The organism is Collinsella sp. AM43-1 (genome assembly GCF_003467925.1).
Lineage (GTDB): Bacteria > Actinomycetota > Coriobacteriia > Coriobacteriales > Coriobacteriaceae > Collinsella.
The window spans coordinates 63,516-86,875 of sequence record NZ_QSFR01000004.1 but is presented as its reverse complement, the minus strand read 5'-3'; the positions used below and the strand labels follow the sequence as shown (position 1 = coordinate 86,875).

Here is a 23,360-nt window from a genome sequence, read left to right as displayed (position 1 = left end):
CGGTTTCCCCGTCCTCGATTCTTGCCAGATTGCGGTGGACATCGCTGCGCGAACGGCCGGATATCATTTGAGCCAGAATCCTCTTCTATTGAAGCGGATTCTGGCTCAGTGGTTTTTAACTCGGTTGTTTGACAGAAGCCCACGTCGATAGTCGGTCTGTGGACTTAAGATTTCGGGGGCTCCCAAGCGTTTTCGATCGCGGCGCGGTAGATTGCAGCGTAATTAAGCATCCAGCTGCCATCACCCGCTTTTTGAATAAACCCCTTATTCTTCAAAGAGGTATAGGCCCGGGAGATCGTGTTCTTACTTAGGTGGTAGCGCTCCTCAATCCATTTGCTTTTTGCGTAAAAGCCCATGGCTCGTTTGTTTTTGGAAGGATTTCCAAGCTTCCATACGAGGCCGAGGATGAGGCGCTCGGCAGCGACAGTGGTGGCACAACACGCCCAGTCGGGCACCGAAATATAATTCGCGTTATCCATTTTCCTTCTAATCTCTCGTTGCTCAGTAACATCATCGGAAAATTTGTCGGAAATCGACGGTAGCTCGCTCATGTTTACCACCTAGTCAAGGTGGGCGGTCCGACCTTCAAGCTGCTTGAAAAGCTCATAAAACGAGCTTTCAAACATGTAATTCGAGCGATGGATTTGGATGAGCTTGCCGGACTCGCGCATGAATTTGCGTGCGGTGTTTTCGCTCCAGCCAGTGAGTTCGCGGATATCGTTAACGCGGAGCAACCGATCGCACTGAGCGGCACCAGTGGGGAAAGTCGGTGTGGACGCCTGAGTGCTAATCTTTGGAGTAGCCATGATGAGCTATCCTTTCAATGAGGGCCCTCCCTGTGCTTGTAAGACTTACCAGGTTCATAAGCACTTGGGGGGCCGGTTTCTATGACTACATGCGTAGCCATCTGACAGCTTTAGCATGTATTAAAACTCATTAGTTGTCAATCAAATATAGCATCTACCTGCGGAAATAGTATTATAGTACCGTAATATTATGAATAAAACGATGAATGAAAAACATGCTATTTCTCGCTTCTCTGTATATAGGCGTTGATGAAGTCTTCGTAGCCTTTAACTGCTTTTATTTCTGATTGTTGAACGAGGCTTGTATACGTTTTGAGCGTGATATTGGGGTCCGCGTGGCCAAGAATACCTTGCACGCTTCTAACGTCCGATCCGTTCGCCAGCATAAAAGTGCTTACGCAATGCCTGAGCTGATGCGGGCAGATGCCCTTATATAGTTTTCCGCCAGTCGAATTATTCGGCTCATAGATTCCAAGATTGCAGCTAACTGCGAAATCGCGAAACCAATGGTTGAAGATGTAGTTCTTCATGTGACAGACAGTAGGGACCCCTTGCTCGACAGCAATATCGCTAATGATGGGAGTGCTGCCAGTCTGGGACAGCCCCAGAGAGGCCAGGAGCTCTTTTTGTATGGCTGACCATGATTGAAGACGTTCGGCCAGGGTTTCTCCAACGGGGATTTTGCGTTGGCTTTCTTGTGACTTGGGTGCCCTCAGTTCATGATCGTTGGTGTACTGCCTGTCAATTTTCAAGGTTTTATTGGCAGGGTCCCAATCGCGCCATTCGAGGCCCAGCATCTCGCCTTTTCGCATACCCGTATACACTAGTACTAGCGTACCAACAGCTTCGGCGGTGAGCTCAATGTGTTGAAGATGTGTGCATAGGGTAGCTACTTGCTCGATTGTCAGTGATTCTCTTTTGTTGCGTGGTCTGCGAACATGAACGGTAGCGCAGGGGTTTCGGTCAATTATTCTCTTTGCGACTGCATTCGACAGAATCTGGCGCAGTTTCGCATTGATTCGTACAAGCTCAGATGGTTTGTATTTTCCCGTACGACGAGCTTCGGCATATGTTTCTTCGATTAGATCGGGAGTTAGCCCCTCAATTGTCTGAAACGCACCGAATAGGTCTTCGATATGCCTGCAATCGTACGCTTCTCTTTCATAGCTCGTTGGCGCAAGCTCGGTGTCCCTATTTTCATGAAAGGCCCAGCAGTAGGACGCAAGCAAAGTGGGCTTTTTAGTTTTAGTGATCGTGCCAGATGAGTTGATTTCAGCCAGCTTGGCCTGCATTGCAGCCTTAGCTTCTGTTTTAGTCTTGCAACGAACCGTATAAGTTGGGGATCGTTTGTAACGCCCTGTCTTAGGGTCCTTGACCCCAAGGGAAAAATAATAGCGATAGGTGTTAGGTGATCTCTTGTCTTTCCAACACGTGCCTCTTCCGCTAATTAGTGGCTGTTCTGACATCTTTGCACTCCGTTTCTTTGAATAGTTTTCAACAATTCATTGAGTGCAGTTTAGCTAAAGCTGTTAGTAATATGTTTGTAAAAGCGTAGGCGCAGCTACCGGAGGTAAAAGACACAAACTGCTATGTTTATCTGCGGTTATATGGTGTTCAATGATGCTTGATGAATAGTAGGGGGTAGCATTAAATCATATCTCCTAAAGCGGGTGTCGACGGTTCGAATCCGCCCGGGGGCACCAGAGATTTGCCGAGCCCGGTACCACTACGGTGCCGGGCTCTTCTGGTCTAAAGGCCGGATTCGGACCGTCGACACCCGCGTCACTTATTTCCCCGCGGGGGGAGTTTTCGAATCCGCCCGGGGGCACCAGAGATTTGCCGAGCCCGGTACCACTACGGTGCCGGGCTCTTCTGGTCTAAAGGCCGGATTCGGACCGTCGACACCCGCGTCACTTATTTCCCCGCGGGGGGAGTTTTCGAATCCGCCCGGGGGCACCAGAGGAATATCGAGCCCGGTACCGCTACGGTGCCGGGCTCTTCTGGTTCATGCCATGTCAAAAATGAAGCGCCCGCTTGCTGGGGGAGCAAGCGGGCGCCTGTGAGCGAATATGTTTGCGGCGAGAGCCGTAATGAACGGTTGGGTTGCGACTAGTTGGTCGTACCGGAATCGTCGCCCGTGCTCGTGCCTGAACCCGAACCCGAGCCAGAAAGTGCAACCGTCAGCGTAATCGTGCTGTCGGTGGACTGCTTGCCGGTGGGGGAGACGCCCGTGACGGTGGTGTTTTCGTTGCCACTCACGGGGTTGCCGTTCTGATCGCAGAACGCGATGTTGTAGAAGCCGGCGTTGTTGAGCGCGGTGACGGCGGCGGAAATGCTCTTGCCGTACAGGTTGCCCGGGACGGTGGCCTTGCCGGACTTCTTGGCAATGACGACGGTAATCGTGGCGCCGGGCTTCTGCTTGCCACTGGGGTTCCAGCTAATGACGGTGCCCTCGGTGACGGAGTCGTTCTCCTGGTAGCTGACGTCGACGCCAAAGCCTGCCATATCGAGGGCGTTGCGCGCCTGGGCCTCGGTCATGTCGGTCAGGTCGGGGACGGACGTGGTATCCGGGCCGCTCGAGACCTTGTACGAGATGGTCGTGCCCTTCTCGACTTCCTTACCGGCTTCGGTGCCCTGCTCAAAGACCTGGCCCTCATCGGCCTCGTTGGCCTCCTCGGAGGCGTTGCCCTTCAGGCCAACGCTTGCCAGCGCGGCTTCTGCCTGGTCCTTGGTCAGGCCGACCAGCCGGGGAACCTCGACCTTCTCGGAGGGCTTGGGGCCCTTGGAGATTACCAGGTTCACCTTGGTGCCCTTGGCCTTCTTGGTGTTGCCGTTGGGCGTCTGCTCGGCGACCTTGCCCTCGTCGACATCGTCGTTGTAGCTTTGGTCGATGGTGCCGACCTCGAGGCCGGCTTCCTTGATCTGCTCGACGGCAGTCTGCTGGTCCTTGCCTAGCACATCGGGCACGGTGACCTGCTCGCCGCCAAAGAGTCCTGTGGCAAAGGCCACCACGATACCGATGACGGCAACGGCTGCCACCACGGCGGCGATGATCTTGTTCTTGTTGGATTTGGGCTTTTCGACCTCGTAGGAGCCGGTGGAGCCCGAAACCGAGCTACGGGCGGTATTCTGGCCGCTCACGCCCGAGACGGGACGCACCATGGCGCGCGTCTGATCGGAAAGCTCGCGAGTCTTGGTGGCGCCCAGCTCACCGGGGGCACCGATGATGCGCGTGGGCTCCGAGATGTTGACGGCACGGCCCGACAGGTAGCTGTTGAGCACCTGACGCAGCTCGTCGGCGGTCTGGAAGCGGTTTGCCGGGTCCTTCTCCATGCACTTGAGGATGATGCGCTCAAGGTCGGCGTCGACACCGGAGTTGATCTGGCTCGGCGGAATAGGCAGCTCGTTGACCTGCTTGAGTGCGACCGAGATAGCGTCGTCACCGTCAAAGGGAACGCGGCCGGTGGCGCACTCGTACATCACGACGCCCAGCGAGTAGATATCCGAGGTGGGGCCGAGGTCCTGACCACGGGTCTGCTCGGGGCTGACGTAGTGGGCGGTTCCCAGCACGTTGTTGTCTTGCGTGAGGTGGCTGTTCTTGGCGCGCGCGATGCCAAAGTCCATCACCTTGATGTTGCCGTCTGGCAGCACCATGATGTTCTGCGGCTTAATGTCGCGGTGGATGATCTCGTGCTTGTGGGCGACCGAAAGCGCGGAGCTGATCTGCGAGCCGATCTGGGCGACCTTCTTGGGGTCGAGGGCGCCGTGGCTCTTGATGCCGCTCTTAAGGTCGGTGCCGCGCAGGTACTCCATGACGATGTAATAGGTGTCGCCGTCCTTGCCCCAATCGTAGACGCCCACGATATAGGGGGAGGAGAGACCGGCTGCTGCCTGGGCCTCCTGCTTAAAGCGTGCGGCGAAGGTTGCGTCGCCAGCATACTGCGGCAGCATGATCTTGACGGCTACCGTGCGGTCGAGGACCTGGTCCTGCGCACGGTAGACGGTCGCCATACCGCCTGTCCCCACCTTATCCTTGAGGAGGTATCTTCCCCCGAGGACCCTCTGTTCCATTCCTGCTCCTAACATAACTATTCGCTCAACGATGTGTGTAGTACCTACGATGTGGCCGCTGGGGCCGTGTGGCGCGTTGCCGCTAACTCTTCGGCCGCGGCGCGCCTCGGGTGTCCGATTCGATCATGGGCATCACGCTCCCTGTGCGGCGAGCGCCGCGGTCAGGACGATGCCGGCAATCTTGGCGGCCTCGACGTCATGCTTGTCGTAATCCTCTAAGGCCACCGAGATAGCGACCGTGGGTGAATCGTAAGGTGCAAAGCCAACGAACATCGAGTTGACGTTGGTGCCGCCGGTTTCGGCCGAGCCGGTCTTGCCGGCGACCTTGACGCCGGGGATTTGGGCATCGGTGCCGGTGCCGGACTGGACGACGGCAAGCATGGCCTGCTTGACCTGGTCGGCCGTGGCGGAGCTGACGGCCTGACCCAGCGAGCGGGACTGCGTGGTCTTGACCACGGTTCCGTCCGGGGCGAGTACCTGGGCTACAAAGTACGGGTCCATGACTACGCCGCTGTTAGCGATGGCGGCGGCAATCACGGCGTTTTGCATGACGGTGGTCTGCGGGCCGGGCGTGTGGTCCATGCCGACAGGCTGGCCGGCGCCGGCCCAGGCGGTCTCCCACTCGGTCATGAGCGACGGGTCGGCCATGATGGAGGCCGCGGAGGTCAGGTCCTGGCCGAGCTTTTGGCCGTAGCCAAAGGCGTTGGCAAACTGCACGAGCGTGTTTGCGCCAACTTCGTTTGCCACCTGGCCAAAGACGACGTTGGAGGACACGGCAAAGGCCTGCTGCAGGCTGATGGTGCCGTAGCTCTCGTTGGCATAGTTGGTGACCGGTGCGTTGCCGATGTCCATGGAGCCGGGCGCCTGGTAGGTGCTGGTAAGGCTGGCGGTACCGGTCTCGAGTGCCGCGGAAAGCGTAACGACCTTAAACGTTGAGCCCGGCGTGTACAGCGCGTCCATGGCGCGATTGTACATGGAGCCGTCCTCGCCGCCGCCCGTCTGCAGCAGGGCATCGATGTTGGTGTTGTCGTAGGTGGGCGAGCTGGCACATGCGAGCACCGCGCCGGTACGCGGGTCGATGACCACTACAGCGCCCTTAAAGCCCTTGAGTGCCTGCTCGGCCGCCGTCTGGATGCGCGAGTCGATGGTGAGCTTGGCGGTGTTGCCCGGCTGGGTCTGGCCCGCGAGCGACGCGATGGCGTTGTTCCAGCTGGAGTAGTCCTTAGAACCGGTGAGCGTGTCGTTCATGACGCTCTCGATGGCGGTGGTGCCATACTGCTGACTCACGTAGCCAACCACGTGCGCTGCCAGGTTACCGTTGGGGTAGGAGCGTACGTAGGTGCCGTCCTCCTGCTGCAGCGACTCGGCCAGCGTCACGCCGTCGGACGTGATGATGGAGCCGCGCTGGATGTACTTGGAGCGGGCGATGGTGTGGTTGTTGGTCGGCATGTCCTGATAGTCCTTGGCCTTAATGACCTGGACATAGGTGAGGTTGCCGATAAGGATGGCGAACAGCGCCGTAAAGGCGAGCACCGCACGGGTTAGACGGTTGGCGAGCGCAACGCGGCCGAGCACACCGGATTCAGGCGTGTCGAGCAGGCGACGGCGCATGCGCGAGCCGACGGAATGGCTGCCGCTGCCGTAGGAAGACGAGGTGGCAAAGCGCGTGCCCGTCGGGGCGGCGGCAGATGCGACCTGATCATCGGTGATGGCGGCCATGGTGCCGGTGCCGGTAAGCTCGGCCTCGCGTCCGGTCGCCTCGTCACCGGCGCGCAGCAGGAGCGCGACGATGATAAAGCTCGCCAGCAGCGAGGAGCCGCCCTGGCTCATAAAGGGCAGGGTGACGCCGGTCAGCGGGATCAGGCGGGTTACGCCGCCAACGATCAAGAAGGCCTGGAAGCTGATGGCGGCCGTAAGGCCCGTGGCACTAAAGGCGGCAAGGTCGGATTTAGCGCGGGCAGCCGTGGTGAGGCCACGCACGGCAAAGAGCATAAACAGGATGAGCACGGCGCCGCCGCCCAAAAGGCCCATCTCCTCGCCGATAGCCGAGAAGATAAAGTCGGACTCGACGACGGGGATGTTGTTGGCCATGCCGTTGCCGATGCCAACACCGACCAGACCGCCATCGGCAAGCGAGAAGAGCGATTGGACGATCTGGTAGCCCTGGCCCTGGGCGTCCTTAAAAGGATCGACCCAAACCTGGAAACGTACCTGAACGTGAGACAGGAACTTGTAGGCGCCCACGGCTCCAACGGCTAAGAGCGCAAGGCCGATAACGACATACGAAAAGCGTCCCGTGGCAACGTAGAGCATCAGCAAGAAGATGGTGTAGAACAGCACGGCCGAACCCAGGTCGCGTTCGAAGACGACGACGAGCAGGCACACACCCCACACGGCAAACAGCGGCAGCAGCAGTCGCAGGCGAGGGATCTTAAGACCTAAGATCTTGCGGTTGGAGATGGAGAGCAGCTCGCGGTTCTCGGCCAGGTACCCGGCCAGGAACAGCACGATAAAGACCTTGGCGAACTCGCCAGGCTGGATGGTAAAGCCCGCGATGCGAATCCACAGCTTGGAGCCCGAGATCGTGGTGCCGATAAAGATGGGCAGCATCAGCAGGATGATGCCGATGATGCCAAAGGTGTACTTGTAGCGCATGACCACGTCGAGGTTTTTGACCAGTGCGAGCGTTCCCACCATCAGGGCCACCGAGACAAACAGGATGATGAGCTGTGAGATGGCGAGAGCGGGGGCGAGGCGTGTCACGAACGTGATGCCGATGCCCGAAAGTATAAATACGATGGGCAGGATGGCAGGGTCGGCGCCAGGCGCCAAGATGCGCACGGCGATATGCGCCGCGGCGAAGGCGGCAAAGAGGCCGATCGGTACGGCGAGCGTCTCAAAGGAGATAACGGCGCCCGCGGTGAGGACGTACATCGCATACAGCAAGATGACGGGGAACGCCGAGGCGATGAGCAAGAGCAGTTCGGTGTTGCGGCGACTCATAAGCGGCACTCCCTTTCTAATTCTTATCGGAGGCTTCGGCCTCGGCGGACTGTTCGGCGGTTTTCTCGGAATCTGATTCGGAGGTCGATCCCTGGTCGGTGTTGTCGCGAATCGTTTGCGCGTCGATCACCTGGCGGGTCTGCTCCTCGTCGATCTGGTGGCGGTACTTGGATATCGTGTCCTGCGCATCGTCGACACTTGTTTGCGGAATGCCCGCCTTGAGGCGGTTTTGCGTGTCTTCGGGCAGGTCGGACAGCTTGATACTGGTTTCGCTTTCGAGCCAGTGGAGCTTGAGTCCGAGCGGCTTGCCGGGCAGGCCGCGCCAGACGGCGACATTGCCCTGGTAGGTACCCAGGTAGTACGAGCCGGTGACACCCGTGTAGGCCCAGATGGCAGCCGCCAGCACCAAGACGAGACCTAAGACGACGCCGATGGTGACGTTGCGGCGACGCACGCGTTGCGCCTCGCGCATAACGCCATCGTCAACCAGGTCAACGACTACTACGGTCACGTTGTCGTGGCCGCCGGCGGCAAGCGCCGCGTCCACTAGGTTGTCGACGCAGATTTGCGCGGTTGAGGACTGCGTGGCGATGTTCTCGATATCGCTATCGGGAATCATGCTCGAAAGGCCGTCGGAGCACAGGATCAGGCGGTCGCCTTCCTCGATATGCAGAGTGAAGTGGTCGGCATACATGGCGGGGTCCGAGCCCAGCGCACGGGTGATGACCGAGCGGTTTGGGTGGACGCGAGCCTCGTCTGCCGTAATCTCACCGGCGTCCACGAGCTCCTCCACGTAGGAGTGGTCGCGGGTCACGCGGATGAGCGTGCCCTCGTGGAGCAGGTAGGCGCGAGAGTCACCCACGTGGGCGATGGCGAGCGTGTCGTTTTCGATATAGGCGCAAGTGGCTGTGCAGCCCATGCCGGGCTTGCCCAGGCCGTTCAGGGCCGCCTCGATTACGGCGGCGTTGGCTGCCTCGACGGCTGCGGCCAGGCGTGCTGCGTCGGCGGACTGCGGGGCCGTCTTGGCAATAGTCTCGACGGCAATGGAAGAGGCTACCTCGCCGGCGGCGTGACCGCCCATGCCGTCGCATACGCAAAAGAGCGGCGACTGCACCAGGTAGGAATCCTCATTGTGCGGGCGTACGCAGCCAACGTCAGAGCGGGCGCCCCACATGAGTTGCGTGGTGGTGCCGGCATCATAGGTCGAGTCGGTCTCGATGCGCTCCTCGGTCAGGGGCTCAAAGCTCATGGTCGAGCCGGGGTCCTTAAGCTTGGCCTCCACGGCGGCAACGTCGATCTCGGCTGTGTCACCGGGAGAGACGGTGTCGGTCTCGGCGTTTGATTCGGAATCGCCGGTGTCCGGGGAGCCGGGCTCCTCGGGCGCGCGGGCGGTCGACTCGTCGTCTTGCGGGCTGACGTCTATAGGCTCGGGTGTCGCAAAGTGCGACGGCGCGGGCGTGCTTTGCGACTGGGCGGCGGGCTCGGCCACGGTATCGGACTCGCTTGCGGGCGCAGGCTGCGGGGCCTTGGGTGCAGGGCCGTCCTCGGGGGATGGCCCCGCCTCGGGCGCCGGCGTAGACGCGGGCGCAACCTCGGATGCCGGGGCTATGGGAAACGCCGGCGCGGCGGGTTCGGGTGCCGCAAACACCGCAGCGCTTTCGTTGATTGCCGCGGCGACGGGCTCTGCAAAGTGAGCCGGCGCCGGGGTTGCTTCGGGCGCTGTGGGCTGTTCCGCAGCATGTGCGCCGATGGGCGCCGCTACGGCATCCTCTTCGTCCTCGTTATCGGCGAGATCCGAAATATCATGCGTTACATGCGAAAGAGGCAGGGAGAACACGGTGTCCTCGGGCTCCACGGGCGCGGAGCCCGCCGGAGCGGCGTGGGCCGGCGCAGCTGTGGCGGCGGCCGGTGCCTCGGTCATAGTTGCGGACTTGTTCTCCTCGTCGATCATCGACGGTTCACCTTCATGACCACGTCGCCAATCTGGACTTCGTCGCCCTCACGCAGCGTCGCGGGCTCCACGAGCTGGCGGCCGTTGACGAGCGTGCCGTTAAGCGAGTTGAGGTCCTCGATGATGAGCGCCGGGCCCTGCAGCGAAAAGCGCGCATGCGAGGCCGAGACGAACGGTTCGTTGATGCAGATGTCCGAAGATGGCGAGCGACCGACGATGACGGGGCCGAGCATGTCTACGTGGATGCCGCGGATACCGCGCGGGCCCTTGTCCACATCGATCGTCCAGATAGCCGAGTCGCGGCGCTGCCCGCGCACGAGTCCCACGCCGGTCTTCATGACGGCGAACAGGAAGATATAGAGCAGGGCGACCAAGACGATGCGGCCTGCAAAAAGGACGATATCGATGTTCATAAGCGACTATCCCCTAAATTCAAAGGTACTCAGGCCAAACGTCAGCAGATCGCCGTTGCGCAGCGGGCAGCGCGTAATGCGGCGGTTGTTGACGAGCGTGCCGTTGGTGGAATTGAGGTCCTCGATCGACCAATCCGAGCCCGTAAAGGTGAGCTGGGCGTGGCGGCGCGACACGTTGGGGTCGCGCAGGGCAATGTCGGAAACTGAGCGCTCGCGACCGATGGTTACCTGTGCGGAGGTGATGCTATGGCTCTCGCCGCTCACGACGTCGACGAGCTGGGCGAGCGGGCGCTGCGGGGCGCGAGTGCTTGCCATGTTGGAGGCGATGCCGGCTGCGGCGCCTAGGCCCACGGCGGCACCGGTCGCGGCGGCTCCGCCCATGCCGGCAAGCGCGTCGCGCGAGACGGTCTGCGGCACCGGGATAGGAGCGACGGGGTCGGGGACGCTAGGCGCGAAGGGATCTGCTACGGCAAGCGGGTCGGGAGCGGCGGCACGAGGCGTCGGCTGCTGCTGGGGCATGGCGGCGGGGCGCTGCTGCTGCGGGGCAGCAAACTGCTGCTGGCCGGCGCGCGGGGCGCTGGCGGCACGGCTTGCCGCGGAGTTGTTTTGGCCCAGGCCATTCTGGTAGGCACGCTCTTCCTCGTACAGACGGCCGAGCGTGGGGGCATCGACGTTCTCGGCAAAGACCGAGAACTTGCCGGCGCGCAGCTGCGGGTCGATCATAAAACGAACGAGGGGCTCACCGACAAAGACGTAGCGGCGCTTTTCGGCCTGCGCTTTCACAAACTCGCGGACCTCGCGCGAAAGCTCGGGGTAGAACGGGGCGAGCATGGGATCGTCATCGGCGGCGATCAGAATGGTATAGAGCGCCGGCGCGGTGTTGACGCCGTTGATCACTAGAGTCTGATCCTCCATGTCGCGAGCGGCCTGCTTGGCAAGCTTCTTAAAGGAGAACGGGGCACGGGTGGCACCGAAGATGCCGGCCACGTGGTCCTCGAAGATGTTCAGGAAGTTCACGAAAGATCACTCTCCGTATAGGTTCTTTGGTATCCGAGCAAATATAGGCATATCCCAACGATTATAGAGGATAGGGTTCCCGCAACTGCCGCCTTGGCGGCGACCGCGGCTGCAAGGCTGGCAATTTCCATATGGTGTGCAAGACAGGATGCCGCTGCGCAGCCGATGCCGGTGACGGCGATGGCGGCGATTGCGGCAAGGTTTGAGCCCTGGTCGGCACGCTTGGCATGGGCATTGAGCAGCGCAGATGACGCTGCGGCAGTTGTCGCGACCAGCACAAAGGCAGCCCAAAGGAGCGGGTCTTCCAGCGCTGCGGCAACGTTACCGAGCCCCAGCACGCCTCCGGCTGAAAGCGCGACCGTCGCCAGACGGGCAAAAAGCACGCCCATGCCCGTTGCCGCGGCGGCGCTTGCCGGGCCGAGCCAAAATGACGCGACGCCGGCGGCGACCCCAGCTGCCAGGAAGGTATTGCCAGTCAGACAGCCAAGCGCGAGTGCACAGGTGAGCGCGGCGCTCGCGGCAGCCTCGGTGCGACCCCAGGCGATCCACCAACCGGACATGGCAGCGGCAAAGACCACCGCGACGGGCAACATCGACAGGATGCCCTGCGCCTGCATGGTGGCGTTGGCCATGAGCATCAAAAAGCCCACAGCCGAGATGGCCGAGCCGATCTGGGGGGCCAGGCCAGCCGCCGCTCCGATCGCGATAGCCGCAATGACCAGGCCGGGAAGCGCCGCGACCCCGGCTGTTTGCATCAGCAAAAAGCTAAAGGTGCCGCACGCTAGCGCCGAGATAGCGTGCATGGTGTAGTCGCGCGCATGGCTCCAGCGCGTGCCCGCCCAGCCGAGCGCGGGGTCGACCTCGATGGCGTCGTCCTCGTAGTACGACGGCTCGATATCGTCGAGCTCCTGCTCGTCATCCGAAAGCTCGCCAACCATTTGCTCCAGGCTGCGTCGGCCCTCGCGCACACTGCCCAAGCCGGCGAGCAGCTGGTCGCAAAATGCCTCGATGCTGTTGGGGCGGTCTTGCGGCATGGGGGAGAGGGCGCTCATGAGCGCAGCCTCAGCTCCCGGGGGAAAGTGCGGGATGAGCTCGCTGGGGTAGGTGGCACCGCCGATGATGCGGCCGAGCGAGTCGCCGGGCGTGGCGGCCATAAAGGGGGCGCTGCCGCACAGGCCCTCGTAGATCACGCAGGCGAGGGCAAAGACATCGGCGCGCTCGTCGACCGTGCCGGTCTCGATATCGAGCTGCTCGGGCGGCATGTAGCCGATGGTGCCGCCGCGTGAGCCGCCAAAGCCACCGGCGGACGACAGCCGCGCCATGCCAAAGTCGGTGAGCTTTACATTGCCCGAGTGGTCGATGAGCACGTTGGCGGGCTTAATGTCCAGGTGGAGTACGCCATTACTGTGGGCGAAGGTGAGCGCCTGGCCCAGGGCATCGGCAATGGCCGCGGCCTCGTCAAAGGTAAGTGAGTGGCCGTCCGCGCGGTGCAAAAACTCGGCCAGCGACATGCCATCGACATATTCCATAACCAGGTAGGCATAGGCTGTGTCGTGCGTAAAGTCGATAACCTGCACGATGTTGGGATGTTGAAGCATGGCGGCAGTGTGCGCCTCGCGCAGGACATCCATGATGTCGCTAGCGGGCATGCCGGCACCGTTGATAAGGGGGATGCGTTTAATGGCGACGCGGCGGCGCAGGTGCGTGTCGCGGCAGATCTCGATGGAGCCAAAACCGCCGGTCGCAAGTGTCTCGAGCGGCTGGTACCGCTTGAGCAGCTCGCGAGAGCTGGTGCCCTCCAAAGGAACGTCCGGCGAGAACCGGGCGGTATGTTGCGAGAAAAGCGGCATGGCCAACCCTCGTGCGTTTAAAGTTCGTTTGCGAGCGGCGGGCGCGGGGCCGAGCCGTTCGCGGTGGCATAGATGCTGCTAGTGTAGCACGCTCGGGCAGATGGCGAGGATAGCGGGATGCGAGGTGGCCCGATCGATTCGGCCCGTTTCGGCTCGTTTGGAAAGCGCATCTCAGTTTTCAGCCAAATTATGGGATGCGCTTTCCAAATGGGGTGGGCTGCGGAAACTGCATCCCAGAATATTGCCCTGGAACGGGATGCGCTTTCCGAACCGGCGTCCAAAAGGAAACCGCATCCCGCTTTGATGTGGGGACTGCGAACAAAAGCCGGACCGTGATCTGGCGCGGATTGGAGTTCGCCTGAATCATTGATGCTGGCTGGTGTGAGAACAGAGATAAACGAGCGGCTCGAGCGATATAATGACACGCTATGGAGGCCGTATGCTCTTTTCCCGCCGTTCTGCTACATTTGCCTGCGCCATTGCGCTTGTCGTAATGGCGGTCACCCCTTATCACCGGTTTTCATCTTCAATCGGCCTAGCGTCAGGTGCAATGACCTGGCTCGTTATCCTGGGCGCATGCCTCGCGGCGTTTGTTCATGGTGCTGCGCTATGCAAGGGGGGAATGAGAAGGCCGAGGCATCTCGGTGCCATCGGTGTTTTCCTTGGTGTTATTGCAACGGTTCCCGAATGGGCCGACCTGGCTTTCTATGCTCGCGGAGACTCTATTCCAATCGTGTTTGCACCGATTTGGTTGTTACATGGCGTTTCGTGTGTCTCGTGCTTTGTTGGGTCGCTGCTTCTCTCATATGTTATTTGGGGCACGGCGGACTCTCCTTTGACGCAGAGGTCGACACGGACTGACGAAAGGGAAACTCGTCACCCGCAGGACGCGATTTTTACAGAAACAATAGCCGTCATGTCTTGCCTGCTGTTTTGCTGTCGAGTTTCATGGAGAGTCGTTCCCGAGCCATGGGGGATGCCCCCTGTAACGGCCGCGTCAATTGGCCTTGCGCTTTTAATTCCGTTGGTCTATCTCGCATTGACTGTGGCCCCGCCGTTTTGCCGCCCTCGTGCCTTTGGCCATGGGCGGCGCGACGTGTTTGCCTGTTCTGTGCTCGTAGCAGTTCCTATTGGTCTTATTCCGGCTGTTGAGGCGGCATACTTCGCAAGCGATGCCGTGGTCATTGCATTGCTGGCGATGGGGTCCGTTATCGCTGCTGCCTTCGTATGCATGTTGCTAAGGGGGAAACGGGACAACAATTCGGATATCGCCTGTGCGTCCGACACATTCGATGCGGGGGTGTTTTCCCCTGCCCTGTCGCCTAGAGAAGAGCAGTTTGTTCGACTGCTGCTCAAAGGGAAAACGCCGGCGGAAATTGCCAAGGAGACGGATACGAAGCCATCGACGGTGAGAACAACGCTTCACCGAGCATACGGGAAGGCGTCGGTTGCGGGCTCACGCGAGCTCGTGGCGCTGTTTGCGGGTGAGGGCGATACTGTAGGGCATGAGCTACCGCAGCGGCATGCTGACGATATAGTGGCATCAGCTCGAACGCGCCGGCTGTTTCGATACCTGCTCACATTATTCTTTATCCTCCTTGCGGCGGGGCCCTTGGTAATGGCGGATAGCGATTGGGGGTCCGGTGTTTCGCGGGCTGTCGCCTTTTCCCTCTTAAGCTACGCATTGGGTCTCGGACTGCTTCTGTCGCTACGCTACGCGGGTGGAAAAGCGAATCGTGGCGCTGCGCTGGATAGAGCGGGTGAAGCGATTTGGCTCGGAAGCCCGTACGTATGGGCGGTGCTATCTGCTGTGGAATGGTCTTTTATCTATATCGCGGCATTGATGTGCATACGCGTTCCGTTGATGGCTGTGCCGGTCCTGTTTTGCGGCGTGGCGTCTACGGCTTCGCTCGCTGTTGGGCTGCGTCCGTTTAAGGTGCATGCCCATGCTCGGGCTATCGTGCCGTTGGTGTCAATGGGCATGGTTGCCTTAATCTATGCGGTCGCTAGGGGGCGAATCCATGGACTTGCGGTGCTGACGGGGGTGCTGCTCACATATATAGTGATGCGAAGCTGTCCGCAGCGCAAAATGCTTGGGATATGGATGCTTTGCTTCGGGGCGACGGCTCCTGTTTGGGCTGTCTTGCTCAATATGGTGCAGGATCTGACGGTTTTCGAGCCGTTGTTCCTCGCGTCGTTGTTGGGGCAAAGTTCGGCTGTCAATGTCGTCGTGGCAACGGTGATTGTTTGCTGGTCTGTGCCCATGTTCGTTACGCACATCGCGCTCGCCCGCTCGGTTGAGGACGAGAAGGCCGTCTTGGAGTACCGGGCGAACGGGTCCACCGAAACGGCCCGCGTGCGCCAGCTGGCCCTGCTTACGTCGCGCTCCCTTTCTGATGTTCAGTCGCAAATTTTGCTGATGACGGCAGAGGGGGCAACGACAAAGGCCATTGCGGAGGATGTCGGTTACGCTGCATCTACGGTGCAAGCGCTGCGGTCTGCATCTTACCGCCAGTTGAAGATCAAGAATAAGGCGGAGCTAATTTTATTGTTATCGCAGGTAAATAACGTGTAAACGCCTGAGCAATCAACTCAATAGCGGGTGTTTACAGACATCTTTCTCTATTCATGCGAAGGTTGCCGTGCGTCGACGCATTGTTAACCGCTTTTGATTGGAGAAGGCCATGATTAAGCCAAGGAGCGCTATTGCTCGAATCGGAGTCGGCTTGGTGATCGCAGCTGGTCTGTCCCTAGGGGTTCCCGCTGCATCGTTTGCACAAGAGGAGTTTGACACCTCTCAGGTTTCCAGCATTACTCAAAACGCCGATACGGGAATTACGACCTGTACGAACAATGCCGATAAGGCATTTAGTTTTCAATGTGCCGGGACGAGTGCAACTGGCTACCGTCAAAAGGATGATTCCTCATCGCTCTATCTGGATATCCAGGGCCATACGGGAAATCCGCTTCGGTTATATACAGACGGTGCGTATAACACAAGCGGTAGCGGCAGCATGAATTGTACTCAGGGAACGTATCGTTCGAATCACAAGGGACAGTGGGAAATGTATAACCTCGTCCGTGAGAACGGGCGATCTGCGGCGCGACTGACTGCATGGGCGGAGTCTGGCTACGGCACTGTTATTGGCGTATGGAGCCCCGACTGCGTCGGGCATTTCCACAAGCTTCCCGCATAGTTGTTTGAAATGGCTCCCTTCCGGCTTTCTGGGTCGGAAGGGGAAGGAGGACGTATGAACCAAAAGCTCGCAAGATACGAACTGTCGAAAACGATTAGACGTCCAGCTTTTATCCTTGCTCTCTTGATTGCGGTCGCAGTTGCAATAGCTGCCGCGCTGGAGCCGTGGGCAAATTTGGAAAAAGAGCGCCACAACCTTCTTTCTTTTGGTTACGGCGTTGGCGTGCAAGCCGAAAATTATCTCGGTCAAACACGTGAAAGCAGCTTCGGTAACTGGATTGTTGTGAGCGCGAACGCGCCACTGTCTGCGTCGGTGTTTTTCTATGCACTGCCCCTGCTTGCAATGTTGGCTGGATCTTGGTCGTGTCTCTTTGAGCGTTTGAGTGGTTATGACATGCAGATATGCACGCGCGTTTCCAGAAAGGCGTACGTGAACGTAAAGATGCTGTCTGCTTTCCTCTCCGCGTTTACAGTGACTGCCATTCCTCTGCTCGTCAATTTCCTGATCGTCTCGATGCTTTTTCCTGCGTATCTTCCTCGGGTCGATGAGTCGACTTACGTAGGACTTTACCTGCATAGCTACTTCTCCGGTCTATTTTATTCGCATCCTTTGTCATATGTGCTCGCATACACGCTGTTCGATGCTGTCACGCTCGGGACTTTATCCATGGCTGTAACTGGCTTCTCAATTTTGTTTCGTAGCAGAATCAAAGCGATAATTGTCCCGTATCTGCTAATGGTTGCGTGGCATTTTGCAAATGGCTGGATCTTCGGCGTAATGGCTTGTGTGGGGTTTAACTGCAATATCCTCAACAGCATCAGGTCGGAATCGCTGAATAACTGGCCAGACATTCGAGCCGGTTTTGCGGAAATCATATTATTGACCCTTGCTTCGTTGGCTTTTTCTGGGGCGTGGAAAAGACGCGAGGTGGTCTGATGCTGTTTAGGCTGGTCGCCGCGGACCTGAGGACCGTTTTGAAGAAGAACATCATCACTTTTATTGCAATTGCGGCAGTGACCGTTGCGAACTTGGTGTACGCCTACGGATTGTCTTCTGTGTATGGGGTTAGAACGGATACCTTGGGGTTTGCGGATAATCTTGCGCTCGTGTTTGCCGGATCTGCTCCGTTTGAGCCTAGGCCCGGGGTCATGTTTGTGCCTCCGCTAGGATGGCTATTTCTCATTCTGCTTATTCTCTATACAACACTCGACTATCCGACCGAATCGTTGCACGGGTTTGGTTTGCAAGCGCTTGTTCGATGCCGGGCAAGAACCCTTTGGTGGGTCTCGCGTTTTATCTTGGTGGCGGCAGTAACGGCATTTTCACTGCTCGTGGTGGTTTGCTCTGTTGTGATTTGGAGCTTGGTGGTGAGCTCCTCGTTCAGCGCGGTCATTCATGGTGAGTCGCTTCAACTGGCTAATTTGGCGCCGTGGTTTCTCAAAGCTGCCGAGGCAGATGCGCTGCCGTTTTTCATAGGTCTCTTATTTGCTTTTGAGGCGCTTGCGTTTGCGCAGGCAGCGGTTGGGTTTGTGCTTGGGTCGTCAGTCTCGTTTGTGGTTTTAATGAGCTACCTGATCTGCTCGGCATATGCACGACATTGGGCGCTATTGGGTAACGCCTTGATGCTGTTGCGCTGGGGTGGAATTGTCAAAGAGGGAATCGCGGCGGGCTCGAGTGTCTTGTCATCAATTGGGCTTATGTCGTTATGCCTATCGTTGGGTGGACTGTGGTTTCGAAGGGCCGACCTTATAGAAAAGGGGGACAAGATATGAGTGTGATCGTAAGGGGCGTATCGAAGCGCATGGGTAAAAACGATGTCCTGCGCAACGTGTCCATCGAGGTTGACCCTGGGACTGTGGTCGGGCTTCAGGGGATAAACGGTTCGGGTAAGACCATGCTCATGCGAGCGGTTTGCGGGTTGATCAAGCCTACCGAAGGCGAAATCTCTATCGATGGCCAAAGGCTTGGGGCGGACATCTCGTTCCCGCCGAGTCTGGGGATGTTGATCGAGGCGCCTTCCTTTTTGGGATATCTGTCTGGCTACGACAATCTGAAGCTCATCGCTCAGATCAAGGGCGTTGCCACCCCCGAGGACATTCGCTCTGCCCTGCGGCTCGTGGGGCTCGATGCAGACGAAAAAAAGAAGTTCCGAGCATACTCGCTTGGGATGAAGCAGCGTCTGGGGATAGCTGCGGCAATTATGGAGAAGCCGAAGCTGCTTGTTCTCGATGAGCCAACGAATGCCCTCGACGAAGCGGGCGTTGAAATGCTCAAGCGCGTTGTGGCGATGGCGGCATCAACGGGTCGTGAGGTCCTTCTGTCCAGCCATGACGGAGAGGTGCTCGAGGAACTGGCCGATCGGGTTTACTGCATGCGCGACGGTGCCGTTGTGAAAGTTCGGGAAAGGTCGTGAGCGCGATGAAGAAGACCCTGTGGACGAGAAGATCGGCGCTCGCGCTTTTTTGCTGTGCTGCTGCCGGCCTTGCGGGCATGAGGGTGAGCGTCGTTAACGGGAACCGGACGGTCATTCCTGAGAAATATTACGCGGAGGGCGAATGGCTCTCGATGGATGGAGCGTTTCTGGGGTCGAAGGATGTGGTGACTGATGGGTATTCGTTTTGCATAGACGGGGCAGAGTTGCTCACGCCGCGCGAGTATCTCAAACGAGCACATGACGATTATTCAAAATATGGCACCGTGGATACGAAAACGAGACTGAAGGATGCCGACATCACGTGCGTTATCGCCGTAAAGATGCGTGTCAGAAATAGGGATAATATCGACGGTGGAATCAAAGCGTATGTTTGGCATCTGGTTCCGGAGTCTGCGCCAAACTATGATTTTGTAGTCAATACCGATCTGATAACGCAAGCCATGCCGGTCCTTGGCGGCTCTGCTGCGTTTGCCGTGGAGGTTGGGGCAGAAAACGAGTTGCTCGTCCCATTTATGATGCAGAACACCAACGACTATTTCGAAGGTTACGAGACCGTCCGTTTTGAGAAAGCATTTCCCGGGACTTACACGATGAAGATGACCGATCTGCCGGAGCGGAGGCTCTTAAGGTTTGAAGTGAAATAGCTCGAGAGCAAGGCAAAACGGGTCCATTGGCGGTACGCGCGCCCGATTCCAGGCGCCCCGGCCCGGAATCGGGCGCGGGACGAGGCGCCTTCGGTGTCGGCCGGCCTACCGCTTCTTCTTGCTCTTCTTCTGCTTGCGCTGCTTGCCCTTGGTCTCCTGGGGCTTGTCGCCCTGTTTTGCTTCGGCAGCGGCCTTTTCTGCCTTCATCTTCTTGCGTTTGGTCTCGATGCGGAGTTTTTTGTTGATGCGCGCCTTAAGGAAGGGACCGAACTGCTCGGCATCGCCGCGGACAAAGGTGTCCTTAGGGATCGTCACGCCCTGGTCGGCGAACATGGCCACAAAGATGCGCTCGCCGTCGAGCACGTGGTCGAGCTTTTCAAACGGGAAGAACTGCGACTTGCCGCTCGTGCCCCAAACCATCAGGCCGTCCTCGTTGGCGGCGACGCGGCGATAGCGGCCACCCATGGACTCGTCGGCCTCAACGGCGTCGATAAAGTCGCGGGCGAGGGTGTGGTGCAGGTTTTTGCTCCACCAGGCCAAAAAGGCGCCGAATACGATCAAGACGACGCCAAACTTGATCCAGTTGCCGCCGGCCACCAGCATGCCGATGCCGATGAGCGCGGCAATTGCCGCGGCGACATACAGCGAGCCGCGACGCCTGGGCGAGGCGACCAGGCGGGCGAAGTCGGTGACGAGGTCGTTTTCGTATTGGTACTCGTTGAGGTACAGGATGCCGTCGTCGGCTGCGGCCTGCTCCTCGAGCGCGACCTCGACCTGGTCGGCTGCTTCGGAGGGAACGAGGTTGCTCTCTGCGTCTGCCATGCTCTTTGGACTCCTATCGCGGCGGGCTCGCCGTACGGGTTATTATGGAATGCAGTATGCCGTGCGACCGCATGGCCGCCGCGGCAACAAGACTCAGTATACCCGGGGGAGCACCCATGGAATCGTTGTACCGAAAGTATCGCCCGCTCACCTTTGACTCCGTGGTGGGCCAGCAGCATATCGTCTCGACGCTCGAGCACGCCATCACCGAGGGGCGCCTGTCCCACGCCTACCTGTTCTGCGGACCGCGCGGCACGGGCAAGACCACCATGGCGCGCATTCTGGCCAAGGCGCTGCTGTGCCGCAATGCCGAGGCGGCGCGCGCCGAGGGTGCAAGCGGCTGCATGCCCGACGGTACTTGCGAGGAGTGCGAGCTCATTGCCGAGGGTAACCACCCCGATGTCTACGAGCTCGATGCCGCCTCCCGCACGGGCGTGGACAATGTGCGCGAGGAAATCATCAACTCCGTCAACTTTGCCCCGGTGCGCGGCAAGTACAAGATCTATATCATCGACGAGGTCCACATGCTCACGACGGCGGCGTTCAACGCGCTGCTCAAGACGCTCGAGGAGCCGCCGGCACACGTGATCTTTGTGCTGTGCACCACCGACCCGCAAAAGATTCTGGAGACCATCCTCTCGCGCTGCCAGCGTTTCGATTTCCATCGCATCGGCAACGAGGATATCGAGCGTCGCCTGGCATACGTGTGCGAGCAGGAGGGCTTCGATTACGACGATGAGGCGCTGGCTATCGTGGCGCGCCATGCCAAGGGCGGTATGCGCGACGCGTTGTCCACGCTGGAGCAGCTGAGCGTCTTTGGCAACGGTTCTGTGCATGCGGACGACGCCCGCTCGCTTTTAGGCGAGGTTTCGGACCAGATTCTGGGCGAGTTTTCCCGCGCCATTGCCGATCGCGATGTTGCCGAGCTCTATGGACTGATCCGTGCGCAGGTCGAGGAAGGAAACGACCTGCTGGAGCTGACGCGCGACCTGGTGGCGCATGTGCGTGACGTGTACGTTGCCTGCGTTGCCGGTGCCCGTGCCGAGCTGTTTGAGGGCGGCTCCGAGCAGGCCGAGGCGCTTGCTGCCGAGGCCGCTGCCTTTGGCGAGCATCCTGCCGACCGCCTGGCCCGTGTACTGACGGTGCTCGACGATGCCGCACTGGAGATGAGGGGCGCGAGCGACGTGCGCCTGGTGCTCGAGATCGCCTGCACGCGCCTGGCACGTCCCGAGGCCGATTTAACGATTGAGGCATTGGCCGAGCGCGTGGCCCGCTTGGAGGCCATGGTTGCCAACGGCGCCGTGCCGGCGAGCGTGGCTGCTGCTCAGGCCGCCGCGCCTGCAGCATCCGTACCCGCTGCTGCCCAACAGCCGACGCTCATTTCGGGCGCTCGCGCTGCCGCTCCGGCGGCATCCGCTGCCCCCGCTGCTACGTCCGCGCGCCAGGGCGGTATGCCTTGGGACCGTGGTGCTGCTGTTCCGGCTGCCCAGCCTGCGTCCCGTTCTGCGTCCGTGTCAGCTTCCAAGCCTGCAGCGCCTGCACCTCAGCCTGCGCCGACTCCGACGCCTCAGCCCGTTGCGGCTCCCGCGCCTGCCACCGCTCCGGCACCTAAGCCCCAGTCCAACAATGCCGCCCAGGTTGCCGCCGCCGGTACTGCCGAGACGCCCGCGGTCGAGGATGCCGGAGAGCTGCAGCGCAAATGGGCCGAGGTTGTCGAGCGTGTCAAGGCGCGTCAGGCTTCCTACGCGGGGCTTTTGCTCAATGCCCGCGCCACGGCTGACGACGGCTCCAGGCTCACGGTCTCGTTCCCCGCGGGCTCGACCTTTGCCATCAAGATGCTTGGACGCGCCGACACGCAGTCGGTGGTCCTGCCGACAGTCAGTGCGGTCTTCGGTCGTCGTACCGTCGACTATGTCCTGGATGGGGGTGGCACGCCGGCTCCTCAACATGAGGAGCATTCTCCATCTGCACGGGCTGCGGTATCTGCGGACCCGCAACCCGTGTCCTCGGCGGCCCCTGCATCCTCGAGCGCCAGCGCGACGCAGCCAAAAGCAGCACCGATAGCGGCGCCGACCCCGTCGGCGCCTAAGCCCGTCATGGCCAAACCGGCTGCTCCGACACCCGCGCCCAAGCCTGCCTCGCCCGCGCCCAAGTCGTCTGACCTGGGCAAAGCCCCCTGGCTGCGCTCCGACAACCCCGCCGGCGCTCCTGCCACGGGCAAGCTCCCGACCGAGCCCGCGCCCCGAGCGCCCGAGCGCGCGTCCGCTCCCAAGGCTCAGCCCGCCGCGCCGTCTGCGCCATGGGAATCCGAGCAGGTTCCCTACGACGATGCCATGGTTGGCGGTTTTGTTGCCGATGCTGGTGGGGACGATCTGCCTCCGTTCGACGTGCCGGGTGCGGCGTCCGCGCCCAAGTCCGCTGCAACTGCCCCCAAAGAGGAGGACGCTCCTGCAGCTCCCTGGGAGTCCAACTCCGGTGCGGGCGGCCCCTTCGGCCATCAGGGTGCAGCCCCGAGCATCCCGCAGACCGAGGACGAGGCCAAAGCCCTCATCCGCAGCGTCTTCGGCCAGTCCACCATCTTCAAGCCGGTGGAGTAGCTGCGCAGGCGGGTATACTGCTCAAGAAGAGAACCCCTTGCCCGGGCGCATCTGTATTTCGGACATGTGCAACGTGGTGCCGCGTATATCGCATTCGAGCAGACAGGCGCGTGACGGTCGGCCTAGGATGCTGAGGTCGATACGATACGTCGCATGGCTGTCCGTGTACTCGACTTGCTCGGCGTTGACGGTTGCTCCGATTGTAAATAAAGAGCCCAGTTCGGCATCGACAATCTTGGAGTCCTTTATCTTGACCTTGAACTCTTGGTAGAGGGACGGGCTGTTGTAGTAAATGGTTCGGGTTCCGTCGGTGCATTCATCGGTCGTCTCCCATTTGACGACGGGCTGGTCCGAGCTGGCTATCAGCAGTTCTGCTCCAAAAGCTATGGCATGGGTGATGATAACCAGTAATACCCAGACGACAAAGAGATAGAGAACCACATATGCAACGGGGTGTTTTGAGCGGATGTTTTGGAGTACGGCTGGGACATTCACGAGGGCACCTCCAAATCGTCATCTATGACAATCAAATTATACCCAGCCGCCATGCGTGCC

18 protein-coding genes are annotated in these 23,360 nt (G+C 59.8%); 7 read left to right on the top strand and 11 right to left on the bottom strand.

Features of this window, described 5'->3' with window-relative positions; all coding sequences use genetic code 11:
* Positions 1–164: 164 nt before the first annotated feature.
* The 9 genes from DW925_RS02750 to DW925_RS02710 form a co-directional block, all read right to left on the bottom strand.
* Positions 165–551 (bottom strand): hypothetical protein, encoded by a 387-nt coding sequence (locus tag DW925_RS02750; protein ID WP_117640699.1) that lies wholly within the window; start codon positions 549–551, stop codon positions 165–167.
* A gap of 9 nt (positions 552–560) precedes the next feature.
* Positions 561–806 carry a hypothetical protein gene (locus tag DW925_RS02745; protein WP_117640700.1) on the bottom strand — a complete coding sequence of 82 codons (246 nt, stop codon included), beginning with the start codon at positions 804–806 and terminating at the stop codon, positions 561–563.
* 218 nt (positions 807–1,024) lie between these two features.
* On the bottom strand, positions 1,025–2,272 hold the full coding sequence (locus DW925_RS02740) for a tyrosine-type recombinase/integrase (RefSeq protein ID WP_117640701.1): 1,248 nt from the start codon (positions 2,270–2,272) through the stop codon (positions 1,025–1,027).
* A 643-nt stretch (positions 2,273–2,915) separates the two neighbouring features.
* Entirely contained in the window at positions 2,916–4,877 is a 1,962-nt protein-coding gene (gene pknB / locus DW925_RS02735) for a Stk1 family PASTA domain-containing Ser/Thr kinase (RefSeq protein WP_117716161.1), read from the bottom strand.
* A 132-nt stretch (positions 4,878–5,009) separates the two neighbouring features.
* The gene (locus DW925_RS02730) at positions 5,010–7,880 is read right to left on the bottom strand and encodes an FtsW/RodA/SpoVE family cell cycle protein (RefSeq protein WP_117790302.1); all 2,871 of its coding nucleotides are present in this window, start codon (positions 7,878–7,880) and stop codon (positions 5,010–5,012) included.
* Between the two features lie 16 nt (positions 7,881–7,896).
* Positions 7,897–9,831, bottom strand: coding sequence for a Stp1/IreP family PP2C-type Ser/Thr phosphatase (locus tag DW925_RS02725; RefSeq protein WP_117790301.1), 1,935 nt, complete (start codon positions 9,829–9,831; stop codon positions 7,897–7,899).
* Entirely contained in the window at positions 9,828–10,244 is a 417-nt protein-coding gene (locus tag DW925_RS02720) for an FHA domain-containing protein (RefSeq protein WP_006235180.1), read from the bottom strand. Before DW925_RS02720 ends, DW925_RS02725 begins: the two co-directional genes overlap by 4 nt.
* 6 nt (positions 10,245–10,250) lie before the next feature.
* A complete protein-coding gene (locus tag DW925_RS02715) occupies positions 10,251–11,261 on the bottom strand; it encodes an FhaA domain-containing protein (protein ID WP_117646407.1) in 1,011 nt (336 codons plus the stop codon).
* Complete coding sequence (locus tag DW925_RS02710) at positions 11,258–13,111, bottom strand: serine/threonine-protein kinase (RefSeq protein ID WP_117790300.1); 1,854 nt, start codon at positions 13,109–13,111, stop codon at positions 11,258–11,260. Before DW925_RS02710 ends, DW925_RS02715 begins: the two co-directional genes overlap by 4 nt.
* Positions 13,112–13,550: 439 nt before the next feature.
* Here DW925_RS02710 and DW925_RS02705 point away from each other — a divergent pair, with 439 nt between their 5' ends.
* From DW925_RS02705 to DW925_RS02685, 6 genes are all read left to right on the top strand, one after another.
* Positions 13,551–15,686, top strand: coding sequence for a LuxR C-terminal-related transcriptional regulator (locus tag DW925_RS02705; protein WP_158551214.1), 2,136 nt, complete (start codon positions 13,551–13,553; stop codon positions 15,684–15,686).
* 109 nt (positions 15,687–15,795) lie between these two features.
* Positions 15,796–16,308 carry a hypothetical protein gene (locus DW925_RS10070; RefSeq protein ID WP_124785772.1) on the top strand — a complete coding sequence of 171 codons (513 nt, stop codon included), beginning with the start codon at positions 15,796–15,798 and terminating at the stop codon, positions 16,306–16,308.
* 54 nt (positions 16,309–16,362) lie between these two features.
* The gene (locus DW925_RS02700; RefSeq protein WP_089573265.1) at positions 16,363–17,244 is read left to right on the top strand and encodes a hypothetical protein; all 882 of its coding nucleotides are present in this window, start codon (positions 16,363–16,365) and stop codon (positions 17,242–17,244) included.
* A gap of 38 nt (positions 17,245–17,282) precedes the next feature.
* Positions 17,283–18,080 (top strand): hypothetical protein, encoded by a 798-nt coding sequence (locus DW925_RS02695; protein WP_147326479.1) that lies wholly within the window; start codon positions 17,283–17,285, stop codon positions 18,078–18,080.
* Positions 18,081–18,109: 29 nt separating this feature from the next.
* Complete coding sequence (locus DW925_RS02690) at positions 18,110–18,721, top strand: ATP-binding cassette domain-containing protein (protein ID WP_231500810.1); 612 nt, start codon at positions 18,110–18,112, stop codon at positions 18,719–18,721.
* 5 nt (positions 18,722–18,726) lie between these two features.
* Positions 18,727–19,386, top strand: a complete 660-nt coding sequence (locus DW925_RS02685; RefSeq protein WP_117584193.1) for a DUF5028 domain-containing protein — start codon at positions 18,727–18,729, stop codon at positions 19,384–19,386.
* A 105-nt stretch (positions 19,387–19,491) separates the two neighbouring features.
* Here DW925_RS02685 and DW925_RS02680 read toward each other — a convergent pair whose 3' ends face one another.
* Entirely contained in the window at positions 19,492–20,208 is a 717-nt protein-coding gene (locus DW925_RS02680; protein WP_089573261.1) for a hypothetical protein, read from the bottom strand.
* A 116-nt stretch (positions 20,209–20,324) separates the two neighbouring features.
* Between DW925_RS02680 and dnaX the strand changes: the two genes are divergently transcribed.
* Positions 20,325–22,805 (top strand): DNA polymerase III subunit gamma/tau, encoded by a 2,481-nt coding sequence (gene dnaX, locus DW925_RS02675; RefSeq protein ID WP_158551940.1) that lies wholly within the window; start codon positions 20,325–20,327, stop codon positions 22,803–22,805.
* A 21-nt stretch (positions 22,806–22,826) separates the two neighbouring features.
* On the opposite strand, the gene DW925_RS02670 is transcribed toward dnaX, so the two are convergent.
* Positions 22,827–23,300 carry a hypothetical protein gene (locus DW925_RS02670; protein WP_117648547.1) on the bottom strand — a complete coding sequence of 158 codons (474 nt, stop codon included), beginning with the start codon at positions 23,298–23,300 and terminating at the stop codon, positions 22,827–22,829.
* Between the last annotated feature and the right edge of the window lie 60 nt (positions 23,301–23,360).